Source organism: Flavobacterium kayseriense (genome assembly GCF_014305095.1).
Taxonomy (GTDB): Bacteria; Bacteroidota; Bacteroidia; order Flavobacteriales; family Flavobacteriaceae; genus Flavobacterium; species Flavobacterium kayseriense.
In genome coordinates this window covers 649269-666349 of sequence record NZ_JACRUI010000001.1, presented here as the reverse complement: position 1 = coordinate 666349, position 17081 = coordinate 649269, and the positions used below count along the sequence as shown (strand labels likewise).

Annotated in this window: 19 protein-coding genes; 3 read left to right on the top strand and 16 right to left on the bottom strand. The window is 33.8% G+C overall.

The annotated features are described in order from the left end of the window. Positions 1–55 precede the first annotated feature (55 nt). The 12 genes from atpB to H8R22_RS02750 all read right to left on the bottom strand — a co-directional run bounded on the left by atpB (position 56) and on the right by H8R22_RS02750 (position 10369). Positions 56–1213: a F0F1 ATP synthase subunit A gene (atpB, locus tag H8R22_RS02800; RefSeq protein WP_187009044.1), complete on the bottom strand. Its 1158-nt coding sequence runs from the start codon at positions 1211–1213 to the stop codon at positions 56–58. A gap of 119 nt (positions 1214–1332) precedes the next feature. After that, positions 1333–1725: a DUF6168 family protein gene (locus H8R22_RS15575; RefSeq protein ID WP_222616885.1), complete on the bottom strand. Its 393-nt coding sequence runs from the start codon at positions 1723–1725 to the stop codon at positions 1333–1335. Positions 1726–1759: 34 nt separating this feature from the next. Continuing rightward, on the bottom strand, positions 1760–1987 hold the full coding sequence (locus tag H8R22_RS02795; RefSeq protein ID WP_187009045.1) for an AtpZ/AtpI family protein: 228 nt from the start codon (positions 1985–1987) through the stop codon (positions 1760–1762). Next, positions 1956–2363: a bactofilin family protein gene (locus H8R22_RS02790; protein ID WP_187009046.1), complete on the bottom strand. Its 408-nt coding sequence runs from the start codon at positions 2361–2363 to the stop codon at positions 1956–1958. Before H8R22_RS02790 ends, H8R22_RS02795 begins: the two co-directional genes overlap by 32 nt. A gap of 4 nt (positions 2364–2367) precedes the next feature. After that, on the bottom strand, positions 2368–4998 hold the full coding sequence (gene porW, locus H8R22_RS02785) for a type IX secretion system periplasmic lipoprotein PorW/SprE (protein WP_187009047.1): 2631 nt from the start codon (positions 4996–4998) through the stop codon (positions 2368–2370). 229 nt (positions 4999–5227) lie between these two features. Further along, positions 5228–5923 (bottom strand): ABC transporter ATP-binding protein, encoded by a 696-nt coding sequence (locus tag H8R22_RS02780; RefSeq protein ID WP_187009048.1) that lies wholly within the window; start codon positions 5921–5923, stop codon positions 5228–5230. 49 nt (positions 5924–5972) lie between these two features. Then, a complete protein-coding gene (locus tag H8R22_RS02775; protein ID WP_187009049.1) occupies positions 5973–7442 on the bottom strand; it encodes a DUF5687 family protein in 1470 nt (489 codons plus the stop codon). Between the two features lie 48 nt (positions 7443–7490). Continuing rightward, the gene (locus H8R22_RS02770) at positions 7491–8198 is read right to left on the bottom strand and encodes a hypothetical protein (protein ID WP_187009050.1); all 708 of its coding nucleotides are present in this window, start codon (positions 8196–8198) and stop codon (positions 7491–7493) included. A 90-nt stretch (positions 8199–8288) separates the two neighbouring features. Then, positions 8289–8600, bottom strand: coding sequence for a GIY-YIG nuclease family protein (locus H8R22_RS02765; protein ID WP_187009051.1), 312 nt, complete (start codon positions 8598–8600; stop codon positions 8289–8291). A 79-nt stretch (positions 8601–8679) separates the two neighbouring features. Further along, on the bottom strand, positions 8680–9240 hold the full coding sequence (locus tag H8R22_RS02760) for a hypothetical protein (RefSeq protein ID WP_225875979.1): 561 nt from the start codon (positions 9238–9240) through the stop codon (positions 8680–8682). 98 nt (positions 9241–9338) lie between these two features. Further along, on the bottom strand, positions 9339–10016 hold the full coding sequence (locus tag H8R22_RS02755) for a hypothetical protein (protein WP_187009053.1): 678 nt from the start codon (positions 10014–10016) through the stop codon (positions 9339–9341). A gap of 11 nt (positions 10017–10027) precedes the next feature. Further along, positions 10028–10369: a PadR family transcriptional regulator gene (locus tag H8R22_RS02750; RefSeq protein WP_026708801.1), complete on the bottom strand. Its 342-nt coding sequence runs from the start codon at positions 10367–10369 to the stop codon at positions 10028–10030. 129 nt (positions 10370–10498) lie between these two features. Here H8R22_RS02750 and H8R22_RS02745 point away from each other — a divergent pair, with 129 nt between their 5' ends. Beyond that, complete coding sequence (locus H8R22_RS02745) at positions 10499–11548, top strand: ferredoxin--NADP reductase (RefSeq protein WP_187009054.1); 1050 nt, start codon at positions 10499–10501, stop codon at positions 11546–11548. Between the two features lie 111 nt (positions 11549–11659). Here H8R22_RS02745 and H8R22_RS02740 read toward each other — a convergent pair whose 3' ends face one another. Further along, the gene (locus H8R22_RS02740; RefSeq protein WP_187009598.1) at positions 11660–12673 is read right to left on the bottom strand and encodes a glycosyltransferase family 9 protein; all 1014 of its coding nucleotides are present in this window, start codon (positions 12671–12673) and stop codon (positions 11660–11662) included. A 266-nt stretch (positions 12674–12939) separates the two neighbouring features. Next, positions 12940–13545: a DUF4254 domain-containing protein gene (locus tag H8R22_RS02735; protein ID WP_187009055.1), complete on the bottom strand. Its 606-nt coding sequence runs from the start codon at positions 13543–13545 to the stop codon at positions 12940–12942. A gap of 121 nt (positions 13546–13666) precedes the next feature. Here H8R22_RS02735 and upp point away from each other — a divergent pair, with 121 nt between their 5' ends. Then, a complete protein-coding gene (upp, locus tag H8R22_RS02730; protein WP_187009056.1) occupies positions 13667–14320 on the top strand; it encodes a uracil phosphoribosyltransferase in 654 nt (217 codons plus the stop codon). On the opposite strand, the gene H8R22_RS02725 is transcribed toward upp, so the two are convergent. Further along, complete coding sequence (locus tag H8R22_RS02725; protein ID WP_187009057.1) at positions 14315–15244, bottom strand: DUF6427 family protein; 930 nt, start codon at positions 15242–15244, stop codon at positions 14315–14317. The genes upp and H8R22_RS02725 overlap by 6 nt on opposite strands. A gap of 133 nt (positions 15245–15377) precedes the next feature. On the opposite strand from H8R22_RS02725, the gene H8R22_RS02720 reads away from it, so the two are divergent. Beyond that, positions 15378–15608, top strand: a complete 231-nt coding sequence (locus H8R22_RS02720) for a DUF6341 family protein (protein ID WP_187009058.1) — start codon at positions 15378–15380, stop codon at positions 15606–15608. Between the two features lie 86 nt (positions 15609–15694). On the opposite strand, the gene purD is transcribed toward H8R22_RS02720, so the two are convergent. Next, complete coding sequence (gene purD / locus H8R22_RS02715; RefSeq protein WP_187009059.1) at positions 15695–16969, bottom strand: phosphoribosylamine--glycine ligase; 1275 nt, start codon at positions 16967–16969, stop codon at positions 15695–15697. Positions 16970–17081 lie beyond the last annotated feature (112 nt).

Genomic DNA, 17081 nt, shown 5'->3' with positions numbered 1-17081 from the left:
CAAAGGTCAAAAAGTCGAATGTGACTTAAATACTTATTGTTTTAGAGAATTTGACTTAGTGCGCCTCGTCGTGGTGGTGTTCTTGAACAGCCGAACCAAAATAAAGTGCTGATAACATTGTGAAAATATAAGCTTGTAAAAATGCTACTAAAATTTCAAGTATAGAAAGCAAGAATGCCAATCCGAATGATAAACTACTTCCTAACCAACTTTTAAATATGAACATTAAACCGATGATACTCATTAATACAATGTGTCCTGCAAAAATATTTGCATACAAACGTATCATTAAAGAGAATGGCTTAATGAATACTCCCAACAATTCAATTGGTGCTAATATTATACGCATTGGTTTCGGCACACCTGGCATCCAGAAAATGTGTCCCCAATAATGTCTGTTAGCAGTAAGGTTTGTGATTAAAAATGTGATTAAAGCTAAAGCAAAAGTAATAGATAAATTTCCTGTTGCATTAATACCTAGCGGCGTTAATCCAAAAATATTCAAGAACAATACAAAGAAAAATATCGTTAATAAATAACTCATGTATCTTTTGTAGTTTTTCTCTCCAATATTAGGGATAGCGATTTCGTCACGTATGTAAACTACTAATGGTTCAAAGATACGTCCTGGCCCTTTTGCAATTCCACCATTTTTAGCATACGACTTAGCTAAAGAACTAAATAAGAGTACCATTAGTATAGCAGCTATTAAGATAGAAACTACTGTTTTTGTAATAGAAAAATCTATTGGTCTTACGTTAGTAGGAAAACCTGTTTCTTCATTTTCAGTAATTGTTCCCGCAGCATCAGTTCTGTAAATTTTACCATCATAATGATTAATCGCGTAATAATTACCATTAGACTCTGCCACTTCTTTACCGTGGTGAAATTTAGCCGAAGAGAAAGTATGTAAACCTTCATCCCATAAAACAACTGGTAAAGCCACACTCCACGCTTCTCCTGTTTCATCATCTTGTGTAAATGAAAAATCGTGAGAATCTAAAACGTGATGACCGATAAACGCTTTTATTTTAGATTTTACGTCTGTTGGTTCTGCATGAGTTCCCTCACCGTGCCCTTCAGCAACTTGCTCGTGACTTGCTTCTACATGTACTTGTGTAGAGTCAACCTCTTGATTAGCAAAACTCATCAATGGAAGACAGGCAACGAATGTTGCGATAATAAATCTAAGCGGTTTATTTGAAATTACCATATCTTTTAAATATCTTAATTTTTTAACGTTTCTAAAATTTGGTGCAAAGGTACATTTTTTATTTATACGCAAAAGCATATGAAAAATTATTTTCATTTGTTTTGATCATGAAAGTCCTTTTATTGCTTTTCATTTAATAAACGGATTGTTAAAATAGTCTCAATTGCTAAAAATAGTATAAAAACCACGAAAAAATTCATTTTCTCTAATGTATTTTCTTCAGTTGCCGTCTTTAGAATGGGTTTTAAAAGTAAAAAACAAAAAATCATTTTTACACTCGTGCTTAATAAAAAGGACATTCCAATGTTATCAAAACTTTTCTCTTTTACCTTTAATAAGATTATAAATACAATAAATGATAAAATGTAAAAAAACAAGTAGAGCCTCTCTAGGGAATAATGAAAATCAATAGTATCGATTGCTAAAAGATGGAAAACTATTTTATGCATACCATAAACAAGGAAAACTATTCCCGTTAAATAAAGTAATGGTTTAAAACTTTGTATTCCCATTGATTTTTTTAATAATAAATGACCTAAAAGCTATTTATTGTGATTTATTAATTTCGCTGACTTGTCTGTGAACATTATACAAAGCGAGAGCAACTCCCACCATAACAAGAATCTTGATGTAGTATACTTTAGGACTTGGATAATTCTCGTCAAGCCAATTCCCTAGATAAGCAAATAGGAAAATGATAACTCCCATTTGAATAGGAATGTTAATAAGAGCCAACCATTTACTAGCTTGTTTTTTGCTGGGCTTCTTTTCCATCAGTTAGCATGAGTTTTTTAACATTAGGTTTCATTGTACAGGTTGCACTAAAATCAGCACCTGGTTCAACAGATAACTTTCCAACGGTCACTTGTCCGTGAATACGCGCTTTTGCTTTGACATTTAACAATTCCATTACCTGCATGGTTCCGTCGTATTTGCCTTCAATATCAGCATTGTTACAAATCACTTCTCCTACAACACTTCCTGAAGGTCCAATAACTAATTTGCCAGTAGATTGAAAATTACCAATCAATTCTCCGTCTAATCTGAAATCAGCTTGAGATACGATATCTCCTTTTATGACTGTTCCTTCTACAATTCTGTTGGTTTTACCAAGTAGATCTGTGTATGGCTTTTTTTGTTTGTTAAACATAGTCTTATTTATTAAACTCTAAATATTCACTCAAGTTTTTCTTGATTTGAATTATCGTATAATTTTCATTCGAAATTAGAATTGCTGGCTGTACTATTTTAAATTCTTTATTCTCTTGAAAAATAGTTGCAACATCACTCGCATATTGTTTTGACTTAAATCCTTGTAGTAGAATAAAGGTCTGGTTGCCACTATAGTTCTCGTACGTAATCGTTAGTTTTTGGAAATTCTCTGTGGCTAAAAATTTCTTGAATTTTTCTTCGATTACTTTTGCTGCAGGATCATCTTTAGAGACAACTTGGTACATTAATTTGTAGCTCTTACCGTCCTCCTTACTAAACTCCATTTTTTCCAGTAACGGAATTTGATCTGCTAGTATTTCTATTGCTTTTTTACCTTCCTCAGTATTTGAATAATTGTCAGCTACATATTGTAGCGCATTTTTATATGCCGCTAGCCCCTGTAGTTTACCAATAGCATTTGCTTTTAGTAACTCAAACTTAGCTACAATCTCCTCGCCAGATAATTGACTAATTAAAGAATCTATTTTACCTAAGACAGCTGTAAAGTTTTCGTCACGAAACAATTGGTAAATGCCGTTATACAAATTCTCTGGACTATTCGTTAATGCAACTTCATCTATATTGGTATCATTTATAATCAAAGCATAACGCGAATTAGGGTATTGACTGCTAATTCGTTCTTTTATAGCTACCGCTTTAGAAGGATCTATGATTTGATAAATTTTATACAAATTATAAAGAGTAGGTACAATCAATTTCTCCTCTGGATTGTTTTTTAGCAGACTTTCTAACTTATTCGCAGCCAATTCATACTCTTTAAACTTTTCTTTGTAAATCAATCCCAGTTGGTAGTATGCTGTGTTACGCTCTTTAGAAATACTATCAATTTCAGTAGTACTTGTGGGTAATTGTTTTAAATAAAAGTCAGCGGTGTATGCCTCAATTACAATTTGTTCTTCGTTAATTTCTTTATCTACTCTGGAAGCTATCACTACTGCTGTAGAATCAGTTGTGCCAAAGTTTGTACTCACAGCGGACGAAAGTCGCCAATTTCCTGCTGCATTGCGGTTGCCCCATGTTTTTTTAAATTCTACTTTTCCAAATGCTACTGTAGTAGGATTGTAAAAGTAAAAGAGATTCTCTACCGGATTAAATCCCGGCATAGAAGGAGGTCCTAGAGGTGCGTTTTTTGGGGCACTTACCCCGTTTTGACCTGCTGTAGCACCGTTTGAATTCGACGCCATATTGTTGCGATCAACATTGGCTTGTTTTTCCATTAACTTTTCCTCAGCTGCTTTTTTTATTGCATCAGCTGCTTTTAGTTTTTCAATATAGTTTTCAAAATAAGTGATTCGGCCAGAATCTGACATAGCGACTACATTCAATATACTATCATTGCGGTTAGCGATTGCTTCATAAATAATAACTTCGTCTAAATCTTTTCGTACTTTTTGAATGTGAATGTACTCCCTTGTTTTAGGATTCATTTTTACTAATGTACTGTCATAATATTGAGCGGCAACAGGATACTTTGCATTTTTAAAATAGATGTTTCCGATGTTTCTATAATTTGAAGCAACTAAGTACTCATCAGAAGTTGCTTTGTTTAATGAAATATCGTAATACGATAAAGCTTGTTTTTGCTTGTTTTGTTTATCATAAAAAACACCCATTTGATGGTTTAAAAGACCCAGAAAAGGTCGGTTTTCACGGTCGGCCAACAATTTTTTGAATTTTTTTACGAAAGCCAAAGTATCGTCTTTTTGATAATCGAACAATTGTGCTTTTCTAAACTGGGATTGAATAACATATTTCCTATCGGATTTTCTATTCATTTTTATCACCTGGTCGTAGCTATAACGAGCACTGTCTGTCTTCCCAAGTTCTTCATAGAGTTGTCCTAAGATGAATTTATAGCGGGCGCGTTCGTGATTATTTTTAGTAAAATCTGCCGCAACTTTTAGTTTAGCAACAGCACTATCTTTTTCCTCAAGATTTAAAAAAGCTTCGGACAACAATGCATGAGCATCTGCATACACTTGATTACTTAGTGCCCTGTTTTTTAATAATCTTGAGATATTAGTAACTACTAAGGCATCATTACCTAAGCGCATATTGGTTTTTTCTCGCCAAATTTTAGCCTCATATATATTACTTCCGTTTGGGTACTTGTATAAAATGTAATTAAAGGCATCGAGAGCGGGAATAAAACGTTGGTCGTAGTATCTCGCCTTACCTAACAGCAAATAAGATTCGTCAATTTGATAGTTTTTTTCTAGACCATCAATATTCATGGAGTGTTTTTGGATGGCTTTCGTGGCTTTGGTCTCCGCCAATTCAAAGTCGGCATTTTTAGGTTTTTCAGTCCCTACTACTTCCTCATTTATTAACATACTTTCAACAGGAAGCCTGTGCCAAAAATCATCTTGATTACCAGATTCAATAGCTTTAATTCCTTTATCTAAGCCTATTTGACCATTATATAAAATATTGTATTTTGTACTTAAGGCATGTGAATTTCTCGATAAAAAAGTATTGTTCTTAGTAGAACAAGCTACCAAAAGAAGCAGTCCTAAAGTAGGGATTGAGAATTTAAATCTATTGGTTTTCAATGATAAACGTTTTTAACATTAAACTTTTAAAAAAGCTGTTTAGTATACTAACTGGTAAAAATACGTTTCTTTTTGAGAATGTAGAAATTATATGAACTTATTTGATTTCTGTCGTTTGCATGAGGGATGCAATGGAAATCCTTTTTTATTTTATTTTCAAAATAAAAAAGATTGGGAATGAAAGCCCGACCACGCTTTTTATTAGCGTGGTCATGCCCTAATAAAAATTTTATACTGCAAAAAATTGCTCTAATTCTTGTAATGTTTCTGGTGAAGTTTGGATGTCCTTAACCACCTCGCCCTTGTGCATGGCAACAATTCTATCACTTACCTCAACGGTGTGCAGTAAATCGTGACTTGATACTAATATGGTCACGTTAGGATCAGCCGCTAGTTCTTTGATTATTTTTTTAAGTCGGAACTGTGTTGTGGGGTCTAGATTTGCAAAAGGTTCATCGAGAATAATTACTTCGGGATTACCAATAAGTGTTGCGATGATACCTACTTTCTTTTGGTTTCCCTTTGATAAATCACGTAAATATTTTTTGTTTTTTAGAATTTCTCCATTAAAAAACTCTTCGTGCTTAGCCAATAAGGCATCTACATCAGCTTTATTTTGACCTCGTAAATCGCCTATGAAATAAAAATATTCCTCAGGAGTTAGGTAACCGATTAGGAAACTCTCATCTAGGAAGGATGCCGTAAATGGTTTCCAAGCCTCACTCGTATTGACTTGCACGCTATTATTGATGATGGTTCCGGTTGTAGGCTGGATTAAATCCAATAACAAACTAAAGAAAGTGGTTTTTCCTGCTCCGTTGTTCCCTACTAGTCCGAAGCTTTCGCCTTTTTTAATTTCTAATGAATCGATTTTTAATACGGTTGTACCGTTATATTTTTTTGAAAGATTGTTTACTTTAATCATCTTTATAAGTTTTATTGTTGAACTGATTTGTCGTTTTTTTGCTGGCTACTTAGCCTTTTTGTTTGTAAGCAGCTATGGTAGCGTATTTCTCTGATTTATAGATTTTTTCTATTTGAGTAAACACCTTTCCTTTTAAGGCCAGACCTAACACACCTACTGCAGCTACTAATGCCAAACCTATAGTAGCATCTCCAACAGTAGAACCCAACCAGTATAATAATACCGGTAGTACTAGCTGCGGAATAGAGATTAACATGGTTTTAAAGTTAAATGCTTTTTTGTCTCCAAAGGCACCTTTACCTGAACTCAAATCTATAGGCGTTTTAGTATACGCACCACCTAAAAGAACCAGTTGCGAGTTAACGCCAATGTTATAAATTCCGCCAACGACAATAGTTAAATACGTTTGCCATCCAAAATAAAGGTAGAAGGATGCGACTAGTGTAGTAACGAGTGTTGCAATAACCATTAACCACCACTTCGAACTTAAGTAGCCTTTGTATGGTATGTTTTGAGTCATCATCAATTGATAATAAGCACTGTCCCAACTAGGTACAAATTGCCCAAAAGTGATTAAGAAACCACCCGAAACGAAAATCCCAGCAAAAATATGCATGATAGGATTGTTATATGCTTCGATCCCATTAGTAAAAAATAAAAAACCGTAGAACAAAAACATTATACTTAGTCCTACTGTCGTTTTAGAACGCTTGTTTCTCTTGATTAATTTGATATCGTTTTTTAAGAACGTACCAATAGTTCCAAACTGGTTTAACCAAACGAGATCTTCAGTTTTGGCAACGTCGTGTTTTTGAGAAAGTCCTGCATCGAGATATAGATTTCTTTTGAAAAACTGAAACGTTACATAATACATTGTTATTAATGCCAATACTGGAATGGCTGCTGCCCAATACGTATTGAAAAGCGCATCGAAAAATGGTGCCGTATAATCCGTAATATTAAAATAACCGTAGTAATGTAACCCCGCAAGAGTTGCAGCTATTGCACCAAAAATAGCAAACAAGTTATCCTTGTTACTTAAGATTATATTGATGAAATTATTAAGGTATATTAATGAAACTATGGCAATGAACCACAATACTACTGCAATGGGATCGAACCCTTGAATAATCAAAACAACACTAAACGGAATTAGAAAAAAAGCATGAATGATATTGAAAAAAGACAAAGCTGTTTTACCCAAGGAGAAATGCACGATTGTCGACTTCTTGATTGGGAAAATCAATAAAGGTCGAATGTTCATCACTGGGATCTTTTGAAGAAGTAACCTGAAAATTAAATCGACGATTAGGTAATAAATCATGAATTTATTAACCGTCGCTACCGGATCGAGGTTGGCTTTCTTTAAAATAAAAAAAACACCGATTCCTAAGAGTAGGAATATGATAATAAAATAAGCGGCTACAAAACCCATTAGGATTTTTAAAGCCAAATTAGTTGCGAAGGAAGCCGACCTAAAAAAAGCTTTCCACTCGAGGTAAAGGAATTTTTTAATCATGGTTTGTTTGTTTTGGTTGTATGGTAAGTATACTAAAGTAGGAAAACGTTACAGCTTTTCTAGTTTATATTCGGGATAAGTGGCTAACAAATAACTCTCAGCCTTAGACGGTATAATCTTAAAAATGATATAAAAGAATAAACTAAGTGATACTAAAAAGAAGCTCAAACCCATAGTCCAGTATTCATTACTAAACAACCTATCAGAATGATTAAATAATTGTGTTATCATATTAAAAGGTAGTATTATAATTCCAGCAAAATTCCCATAATGACTTATGATCTCCTCAAACAGCCAGCGTTTTTCTCCGCTTTGTTTTTTATTTTTCCTTGTTTGGTAGCCTTTGTAGATTTCGTAAAACATTCCTACTATCAATACGATATAAAAACCAAAGAATATATATTCCTTAACGGCACTCAATTGCAAAATTGTGAACAAGGTCAATGTCATCGCTACTGTCAAAATAATTTTCGGAACACTAAAAAAATCTTTGAAATGCTGCCAAACGATTGAATTGTATTTTTTACTCAAAGCAGCTTGTCGTTTTTCAACAACGTCCATAAAACCAAATACACCAAATTTCTTGAATTCTTTATTCAAAGCAGCCTCAAAGGAAAGTGTCGGATTCTCTTGCCAATCAGTTTCTATAGCATTCGCTAAATGGTCAACAAGCTCTGATTGCAGGTCATACCATTCGACATAATGCTGGCGCGTAAAAATGAATAGCTGGTCTATTTGTGAAGTGGTTAGTTGCATTCTAAAGTGTTAGGTTATTTGGTATTGATTTTTATTTTACTTCGTGTATTTTTTGTCATGCTGAGGAACGAAGCATCTATGCTTTCACTCTTACTCAAACAAATGATTAAGAAAACGCAACTCAGGATTTATTGCTTTTATTAATGCTATCTTTTTGTCTCTTTTCCATCCTTTAATTTCTTTCTCTTTTGCAATTGCTAACTGTATCCAAGTGAATTTTTCATAATACAATACAAAATGAACGTTATATTTTGCTGTAAACGATTCAGGATTCAAGGATTCTTTATGCTGATTTAACCTTACTCTTAAATTATTTGTTACACCCGTGTACAAAACTGTTTTTGCTTTGTTGGTGAGAATGTAAACATAATAGGTATGATGCCCTTCCTGAAATTCTATCATACTATTAAGTTTATTATTAATTGCCTGTTTTGTTGAGATGCTTCGTTCCTCAGCATGACAAATTAGTGTTGTGATAGTTTTAGATCATTTGATATTTTTGTTTGACATTTTGAAATGTCTTTTTTTGCAAGTGAAGTCCGGTAAGTAGAAATAAATTTCCTATCATCCAGAGCACACAAAAAACAAATACTAAATAGGGATAAGCAATTATTTCATGCTTTAACTGTGTTGCAACATTAAGTGTTACTGTTGGGAAAAACAATATAGATAAAACAGGTGTTCCTAGCTCAACAGTTAAAAAACGCTTACCATCAATCTTTCGGTTTTTTACACTATTATAGATTATTGGAAAATAAAATACTATTGATGAAGATAGCAACATCGCAATATATTTTTGAGGATTATCGAATAAAAAAGATAGTTTAAACGTAATTAAAGTTAAAATGATGCTTGCAAAAATCTTAGGAAATTTTAAATACTCCAGAACCATCTGTCGCTGTGTTTTAAAAAATTCTTTACTTATATTTTTTGTACGTTCTTTTTCAATTGCTTTCAATTCTGGTTTGCTGAATTTTTCAAACGTATTGTCTTTCACTTGATCAAAAGTTAACTCAGGGTTTTGTTTCCAAAATTCTTCCATACTTGTGATCATGTGATCTGTGAGTTCTACTTGTAATTCGTACCACTTGATATCTTTCGATTCAATGTAGTCTGAGATGTATTCTATTTGTTGGTTGGTTAGCGGCATGATAATTTCAATTTTTTTTCAAATCTTAGGTGTTGGAAAGCCACATTCAAGTAGAAGAATGGAACGAGTAAAAAAATGATAGGTAATAAAGCACTCATAAAATGATAATCTGTAAAAGTAGTATATCCTTTAAATTCAAATATACCCGTTGCAATTGCAGCTAAATTGATGATTTGAATAATACCATTGCGATTAAACAAAAAACTATAAGTCGATTTTTGTTTGGATTGCCAAAGCCTGTATTGAAAGTAGATAAACAATAGAATTCCAATTCCACCAGCGACCTGCAGTACGGCGTTCAATATCAAAACAACCTCATGCTGAGGGTAGCTTTTAAATAGTAAAGTTGCTAATGCTGCACTGACTATTCCAAAACCGAATGCCATCAAAAAAATACGCTTTACCATTTGTAAAGATTTTTGAATAATAATTTTCGGAACAGACTTATCTCCTCTAATCCAAAAAGAGGTACTAGCATGTAACTGCCCTTCCCAATTTGAGAACGCTGTTTTTAGTGCCTCTTCAAATTGTATTTCTTTATCATCCATTACTTGCTCAATTTCTGTAGCGATGTGATCTAGTAGTTCCATTTTAACATCATCGTAGACCAAACCGTTTAAAACTAGGGTTTCGTTTATTGCAGAGATTTGTTCGGTTGTTAATTGCATGTTCTAAATAATTAAAATTCTAAACTCGGTTTTGGGTTCACTAAACTTTGCATGTTTCTAATAAAATCTTCTAGCTCTGATAAGCGATTCACGGTTTCCTTCTCCCCTGCTTCGGTTAGTTTATAATACTTGCGCATGCGATTGTCTACCTTTGCAATTTCGACATCCAGAATTCCCTCTGCCTCCAGTTTATGCAAAGCGGGATACAAAGCACCTTCGGTAATATTGAGTTCACCCGCTGTAATGGCCTTTACTTTTTGAGTAATTTCATAACCGTACATCTTGCCGTTTTCCTCCAGCAATTTCATGATAATGGTGTTCAAACTCCCCTTGTATAATTGTGAATTTTTCATTTCGATTTCATTTTGAAAAACAAATATACATAAGTTTCTTATACATAATAGTTTTAGGTATGTAAATTTTTCAAACGCTTTGATTTAAGAAACCTATTCTGTTTAGTATATTTGTACAAAAAATAAAACATGGCTTCATTTTTAAAATTAATTATAAAAGAAGTAAAAAGAGAAACTGCAGCGGCGATCTCTATACTTTTTAATGTTCCTGAAGAACTAAAACCCAACTATACTTTTGTTGCTGGACAATATGTAAATATAAAACTAACACTAGACGGCCAAGAGATTCGTCGTGCTTATTCTATTTGCTCGTCGCCTGAAAGTGGTGAATTGCGTATTTCAGTAAAAGCAGTACAAAATGGTGTTTTTTCTCAATTTGCTAATTCAAAACTTAAAGCGGGTGATGTCCTAGAAGTGGGAACACCTGAAGGTAAATTTACGTTCACTCCCGATGCAGATCGTCAAAAAAATTATGCAGCCTTTGTATCTGGAAGCGGAATCACTCCTGTTTTGTCAATCCTAAAGTCGGTTTTAAAAAGCGAACCTAAAAGTACTTTTGTTTTGGTTTACGGAAACAAAACACCCGAAGACACGATTTTTCATCAACAACTACATGACTTACACCTGCAATATGTAAATCGCTTATTTGTACATTATGTGTACAGTAAAGTTAAGGTAGATGACTCACTTTTTGGACGCATCGATAAATCCGTGGTGAATTTTGTATTGAGCAATAAACACAAGGAACTGGAATTTGATAAGTTTTACTTGTGCGGACCTGAGGATATGATCAATACCGTTTCGGCTGTTTTGAAAGAAAAAAATGTAAAAGAATCTGCTATCAAATTCGAACTTTTCACGAGTTCAACTCAAGTTACTGAAATTAAAGATTTAGGAGGACATTCTAAAATCACAATCATGGTTGATGATGAGGAAACTACTTTTGAAATGTCTCAAAAGCAAACCATTCTAGATGCAGCACTTAAGCAAGGAATTGACGCTCCTTATTCATGCCAAGGCGGAATATGCAGCAGTTGCCTTTGTAGAGTAACATCCGGAACTGCCGAGATGAAGAAAAATTCTATTTTAACTGATAAGGAAATCGCTGATGGTTTAATACTAAGTTGTCAAGCACATCCTACATCAGAATCGATTTATGTCGATTTTGATGATGTTTAAAAACATAAGTTAAATAAACGTATGCTGTAATTTATCAATATACTATAGCTAAAAATAGATTAAACCATTAAGAAATGAAGACCAAGGCAAGCCTTACTAAATCTTAGTTTCTTAATGGTTTATTTTTTTTATGATTGCATCAACTACTGTTTTTGGAACGATCGTTCGCATTGCATCTTCATAGCCTTCCACCTTTTTATTTCCGTAGACAGAAGTAGGGAGTTTAGGAAACAAATTCCTATCAGAAACTAAAGCATTTTGTTCCCTTTGATTGAATGGTAAAAAACCAGCATACGGGTGCGTAGCGCCCCAAAGTGTAATGACATTTATACCTAGCATAGCCGCAATGTGCGCGTTGCCCGAATCCATAGAGAGCATAATATCTAGATTACTAATCAATTCTAGCTCCTGCTGAAATTTGATTTTTCCAGCCATGTTAACCACATTTGGTTTCCCATGTGCTAATGAGTCTAAGGTTTCAATTTCTTTTTTTCCTCCTCCAAAAAGCAAGATTTTGTAATTCTCACGTTCAGCAAGTTGATCGATTACTTCCTGCATATAATCAAGTGGATACACCTTAGAATCATATTGCGCAAAAGGTGCGATACCTATTAATTTAGTTTCTGAACCACCAATAATATGGCGAACTTCATTACTTAAAACAGCTTTTTCGGGGAATATTGGATTAGATAAATCAACGCTAAAGCCTAATTTTTCAAGAACCTTTACATGCCGATCGAACATGCTTGGTAAAGGTTTAAATACTTTATTTTCGGGTCTTGTCAAAGCTTTCTTATCTGATCTTCCTTTGTCTGTGTATGCGATTTTTTTTCCGCTCAAGGCAAAAAGGGATCTGACAATCTTAGATCGCAATACGTTATGAAAATCAGCAAAAAGGTCAATGTCAAGCTTCTTTACATCCCTAAACAATCGGACTAAGCCTAAAAAACCATTGTGTCTTTCTTTTTCGTCGAAAGCAAAAAAAGTAAGATTAGGAATTCCGTCAAAAAAAGGTTTAAAAAAGGGACGAGAAATAATCGTCAGCTGTACCTCAGGATGTTGCTGAACAAGAGCACGTAAAACAGGAACCGTCATGGCAACGTCGCCCATGGCAGACAGTCGCATGACGGCAATGTGTGTAGATTTTGTTGCCAAACTACTATTTTTCACTATTAGAATTTTCAGAATTTCTTTTAATCGCATTTTTTTTTAAAGTAATTCTCAAAAAAAATAATCCAAAAAGAACTACGAGATATATTGCTATCCCAGAATGTTGCTCCTCTTTTACAAACAAGATTTCATAGAGCACATATAACGCCCCAATGAAGGAAAAGACGTAAATAAGCTTGAAAAAAAAAGGCTCACTCGAAAAAAAAGAAGGCTTAGCCATATTACTTTTTGTTTTGGTACAATACAGGGTTCAAATCGTCATCATTGTACATTTTCATTTGTTTGTACACTTTCATGAATTTTTCCCCATTTTCAATTGCCAATAATAAATCATCTATAGCCGTAGACAAATCTGTTCTTTGCTCCAACAAAATGTTTAGTTTTTCTTGGCATTTATCTCTGTGTTCTACTGAAGCTTCTACACGATTTGCTTCCTCACTCATGTGATAAATTTTTAAAGCTAGAATGGACAGTCTATCAAAAGCCCAAGCAGGACTTTCAGAATTAATCTTTGCATCAGCACTGACTTTTACATCGCTAAATTTTTGCAAAAAATAACTATCAATATATTCGACCATATCGGTACGCTCTTGATTAGAGGCGTCAATTCTTCTTTTTAGCGTTAAAGCGGCTACTGGATCAATATTAGGATCACGAATAATATCTTCAAAATGCCATTGTACCGTATCTATCCAATTCTTAACATATAGTAAGTGTTCAAATTTATCTTTAGGAAAGGGATTGTTGATCGGTTGATCCACATTATCAAACTGGTGATAATCTTTGATACTTTGCTCGAAAACAGAATAGGCTAATTTTGAAAACATCTTTTATATTTTTATAGATACAAAGATACTTTTTATACTTTTATAAAAAAATTACACCTACAAAATCTACTTTAGTACTTGATAATCAATTATTAAAATAAAAATAATAACAAATACCATCATGCAAATTCATCATTTATCTGAAAACAACAGTGTACTAAATCATTTTTTAGGTCAAATTCGAAACGTAAACGTCCACAAAGACAGTATGCGATTTAGACGTAATATTGAGCGCATTGGAGAAATCATGGCGTACGAGATGAGTAAAGAATTGCATTATAAAGAGGTAACAATTGAAACACCGCTTGGAGTAAAAAAAACTACTGAAATTTCAGATCAGTTAGTCATAGGTTCTATTTTACGTGCCGGACTACCTTTACATATGGGTTTCTTAAATTATTTCGATCAAGCAGAAAATGGTTTTGTATCGGCTTTCAGATTCCACCCTAACAACGATGATTATTTTGAGATAAAAGTGGACTACCAAGCCATTGCTGATTTTAATGATAAATACCTACTAATTGTAGACCCAATGCTTGCCACAGGCCAGTCTATTGTAGCCGTTTTTAATAAGTTGATGGAAACAGGTACACCCAAGGCTATTCATATTGCAGTAGTAATCGCTGCACCTGAAGGTATTGCTTACCTCGAGCAACATTTACCAGATAATTGCCACTTATGGGTTGCTGATCTTGATGAAAAACTGAATGAACACAGCTATATTGTTCCAGGACTAGGCGATGCAGGAGATTTAGCGTACGGAACTAAATTATAATTGAGAGAAAAAAGCAAATAAACTGCAGGCGATAAGCACAAATAGCACCATTTCCTGCTTTAACTTTAGCTGTGGAATTTCGATGTGACTAGTCGCTAAAATTGCTAAAGGAGCAACTGTAAAAATAAGTAAGTCATTACTCTTGTTATCCGAAACAATAAAAATTAGCACACCAATAAAAAACGAGGCCACTACTTTTTTAAATGAGGTATGTAAAACTTGTGGTCTATTAGATAAACTAATTAGCATAGAGGTTACAAAAAACAAAGCTGCTGTAGCGTAAATAGATAAAGCTCCGTTTTCATAGTTATTCTTAAAGTAATTTATTTCAAAACTAACACGTACTGCCCTAACTAAATAGTCTAGTATACTGAATTGAAATAGTAAAGACGTGAGTAGAAATAAAGTGGCAACCGCAAAAAATGCTATAAAAGGTAAAAACCAGTTTCTGTAATCTCTTGAAACGTGGAAAATGATAGAGATAAATACTAAAACCAAGTAAAGAATACTCCAAAATTGGAACAGCGACGCCACGATGATCCAAAAAGAAGCATCAAAAATTTTCTCCTTTGAAGCCTTTAAAGATTGAAGCGAAATTAAACGTCGAAAGGCCAAAAGAATAAAAAAGTTAGCGAGTACAAGCTTGACATTATCCAAGACAGAAGGAAAGAATAATAAAAGTAAAAAGTAAAACAAAACGGTGTAGGCACTGTCTTTACTAAGACCGTTTTTTCTAGAAATAAAGTTTGTCATAAAAATAGATCCCAACAAAACAGCTAGTATCCCAAACTTTTCAGCCAACAATAAAAGTGTAGTAGCCCCGCTTGAATCGTGAAATTGATAGACAAAAAAGAAAACTAGTATCAAAAATACTACTAAAGAGAAATTTAACGGTGTAGATTTTCTAAAAACACTTGTAATCATAAGGATATTTTATACTTTTGTGACTGTAAATATAATACTTGTTTAAAAAGTAAACCCTCAAGTTGAAAAGATTCTTAATAAAAGAGTTTTTTACGGTTAGAGGAATAAACACAACAAATTAATTTTTAACGATATGAAAGCATTTTTTGAAGGAATTCAATACCTATTTGTAAACATTTTATTTGCTCCTCTAGATTTTTTACGTTCATTAGAACTTTCATCTTGGTTTGTAGCTAATACAATTAACTGGATTTTCATGATTATCTGTGCAGCTGCAATGGTATATTGGATCAAGCAACTGAGAATTTTTGATGAGGCAGGAACAGAAAACCAAGATACTACTGCTCATTCATTCTTGAAATAAGAAAAAAACAACTAAAGGTTTTAAATAAAAAAACGAATTGCATTTTAAAATGCAATTCGTTTTTTTTATGTCCAAAGAGTATGATTTTACACTAAATCAAAACCGATATCTTTTCTGAAATTCATTTGATCAAATTTTATCTTTTCTACATTTTGGTACGATTGTGCCAAAGCTTCTTGAAATGAACTACCATAAGACGTTATCGCCATAACGCGCCCTCCGTTACTCACTATATTTCCGTTATCCAGTTTCGTGCCTGCATGAAAAACGATCGAGTTTTCAACATTTTCTAAACCTGTGATTACTTTCCCTTTTTCAAAAGCTTCAGGATAACCACCAGAAACTAACATCACAGTTGTTGCACTTCGTTCATCCACTTCAAGTGTAATGGTGTCCAATTTTTCATTGGCTACAGCCAAAAACAACTCAACTAAATCATTTTTTAATCTTGGGATAACAACCTCTGTTTCTGGATCACCCATTCGCACATTGTATTCGATCACAATGGGTTCATTATTAACATTAATCAAACCAATAAAAACAAATCCTTTATAGGGGATTCCGTCTTTTTGAAACCCTTCGATGGTTGGTTTTACAATGCGTGTTTCGATTTTTTCCATCAAAACAGCATCAACGTAAGGTACCGGAGAAACAGCTCCCATTCCGCCTGTGTTCAATCCTGTGTCACCCTCGCCTATGCGCTTGTAATCCTTCGCTGTTGGTAAAATTTTATAACTTTTGCCATCCGTAAGCACAAAGCAACTTAACTCGATACCATCAAGAAATTCCTCGATAACTACTTTTGAGCTTGCTGCACCAAATTTTTGTCCCACTAGCATGTTTCTCAATTCCTCTTTGGCTTCTGCCAAATCATGAATAATCAAAACGCCTTTTCCTGCAGCTAAACCATCCGCTTTAAGAACATATGGAGGTTGCAACTTTTCTAAAAAAGCACATCCTTTCTCCACAGTTTCAGCAGTAAAACTATCATATGCAGCGGTTGGAATATTGTGCTTTACTAAAAATTCTTTTGCAAATTCTTTACTACCTTCTAGTTGAGCGCCTAATTTTGATGGTCCAATAACTGGTACATGACTTAATTGTGCGTCATTTAGGAAAAAGTCATAAATTCCTTGTACAAGCGGATCCTCAGGACCCACAACTACCATCTCGATGTTTTTTTCAATTACTAAAGCTTTTAAAGCCTCAAAATCAGTAACAGCAATCGCAACATTAGTAGCAATAGTAGCAGTTCCTGCATTTCCTGGTGCCATAAATAGAGTGTCGCATAGTGGACTTTGAACCATTTTCCATGCAAATGCATGCTCTCTTCCGCCTGATCCTAATAGTAAAATATTCATCTGTAGTGTGTTTGTTTAGTTGTTTATCCCTTTGTACGGAATGCTGCAAAAATAATTGCTTTTGCACGTAAAAAATAATTAATTTCTAAAAAGTTGTTCCATCCTTTCAATT

Bases quoted from the DNA above. Each gene is read 5' to 3' on its own strand.
- atpB (WP_187009044.1), bottom strand. From the start codon at position 1,213: ATGGTAATTTCAAATAAACCGCTTAGATTTATTATCGCAACATTCGTT.
- H8R22_RS15575 (WP_222616885.1), bottom strand. From the start codon at position 1,725: ATGGGAATACAAAGTTTTAAACCATTACTTTATTTAACGGGAATAGTT.
- H8R22_RS02795 (WP_187009045.1), bottom strand. From the start codon at position 1,987: ATGGAAAAGAAGCCCAGCAAAAAACAAGCTAGTAAATGGTTGGCTCTT.
- H8R22_RS02790 (WP_187009046.1), bottom strand. From the start codon at position 2,363: ATGTTTAACAAACAAAAAAAGCCATACACAGATCTACTTGGTAAAACC.
- H8R22_RS02780 (WP_187009048.1), bottom strand. From the start codon at position 5,923: ATGATTAAAGTAAACAATCTTTCAAAAAAATATAACGGTACAACCGTA.
- H8R22_RS02775 (WP_187009049.1), bottom strand. From the start codon at position 7,442: ATGATTAAAAAATTCCTTTACCTCGAGTGGAAAGCTTTTTTTAGGTCG.
- H8R22_RS02770 (WP_187009050.1), bottom strand. From the start codon at position 8,198: ATGCAACTAACCACTTCACAAATAGACCAGCTATTCATTTTTACGCGC.
- H8R22_RS02765 (WP_187009051.1), bottom strand. From the start codon at position 8,600: ATGATAGAATTTCAGGAAGGGCATCATACCTATTATGTTTACATTCTC.
- H8R22_RS02760 (WP_225875979.1), bottom strand. From the start codon at position 9,240: ATGGAAGAATTTTGGAAACAAAACCCTGAGTTAACTTTTGATCAAGTG.
- H8R22_RS02755 (WP_187009053.1), bottom strand. From the start codon at position 10,016: ATGCAATTAACAACCGAACAAATCTCTGCAATAAACGAAACCCTAGTT.
- H8R22_RS02750 (WP_026708801.1), bottom strand. From the start codon at position 10,369: ATGAAAAATTCACAATTATACAAGGGGAGTTTGAACACCATTATCATG.
- H8R22_RS02745 (WP_187009054.1), top strand. From the start codon at position 10,499: ATGGCTTCATTTTTAAAATTAATTATAAAAGAAGTAAAAAGAGAAACT.
- H8R22_RS02740 (WP_187009598.1), bottom strand. From the start codon at position 12,673: ATGCGACTGTCTGCCATGGGCGACGTTGCCATGACGGTTCCTGTTTTA.
- H8R22_RS02735 (WP_187009055.1), bottom strand. From the start codon at position 13,545: ATGTTTTCAAAATTAGCCTATTCTGTTTTCGAGCAAAGTATCAAAGAT.
- upp (WP_187009056.1), top strand. From the start codon at position 13,667: ATGCAAATTCATCATTTATCTGAAAACAACAGTGTACTAAATCATTTT.
- H8R22_RS02725 (WP_187009057.1), bottom strand. From the start codon at position 15,244: ATGATTACAAGTGTTTTTAGAAAATCTACACCGTTAAATTTCTCTTTA.
- H8R22_RS02720 (WP_187009058.1), top strand. From the start codon at position 15,378: ATGAAAGCATTTTTTGAAGGAATTCAATACCTATTTGTAAACATTTTA.
- purD (WP_187009059.1), bottom strand. From the start codon at position 16,969: ATGAATATTTTACTATTAGGATCAGGCGGAAGAGAGCATGCATTTGCA.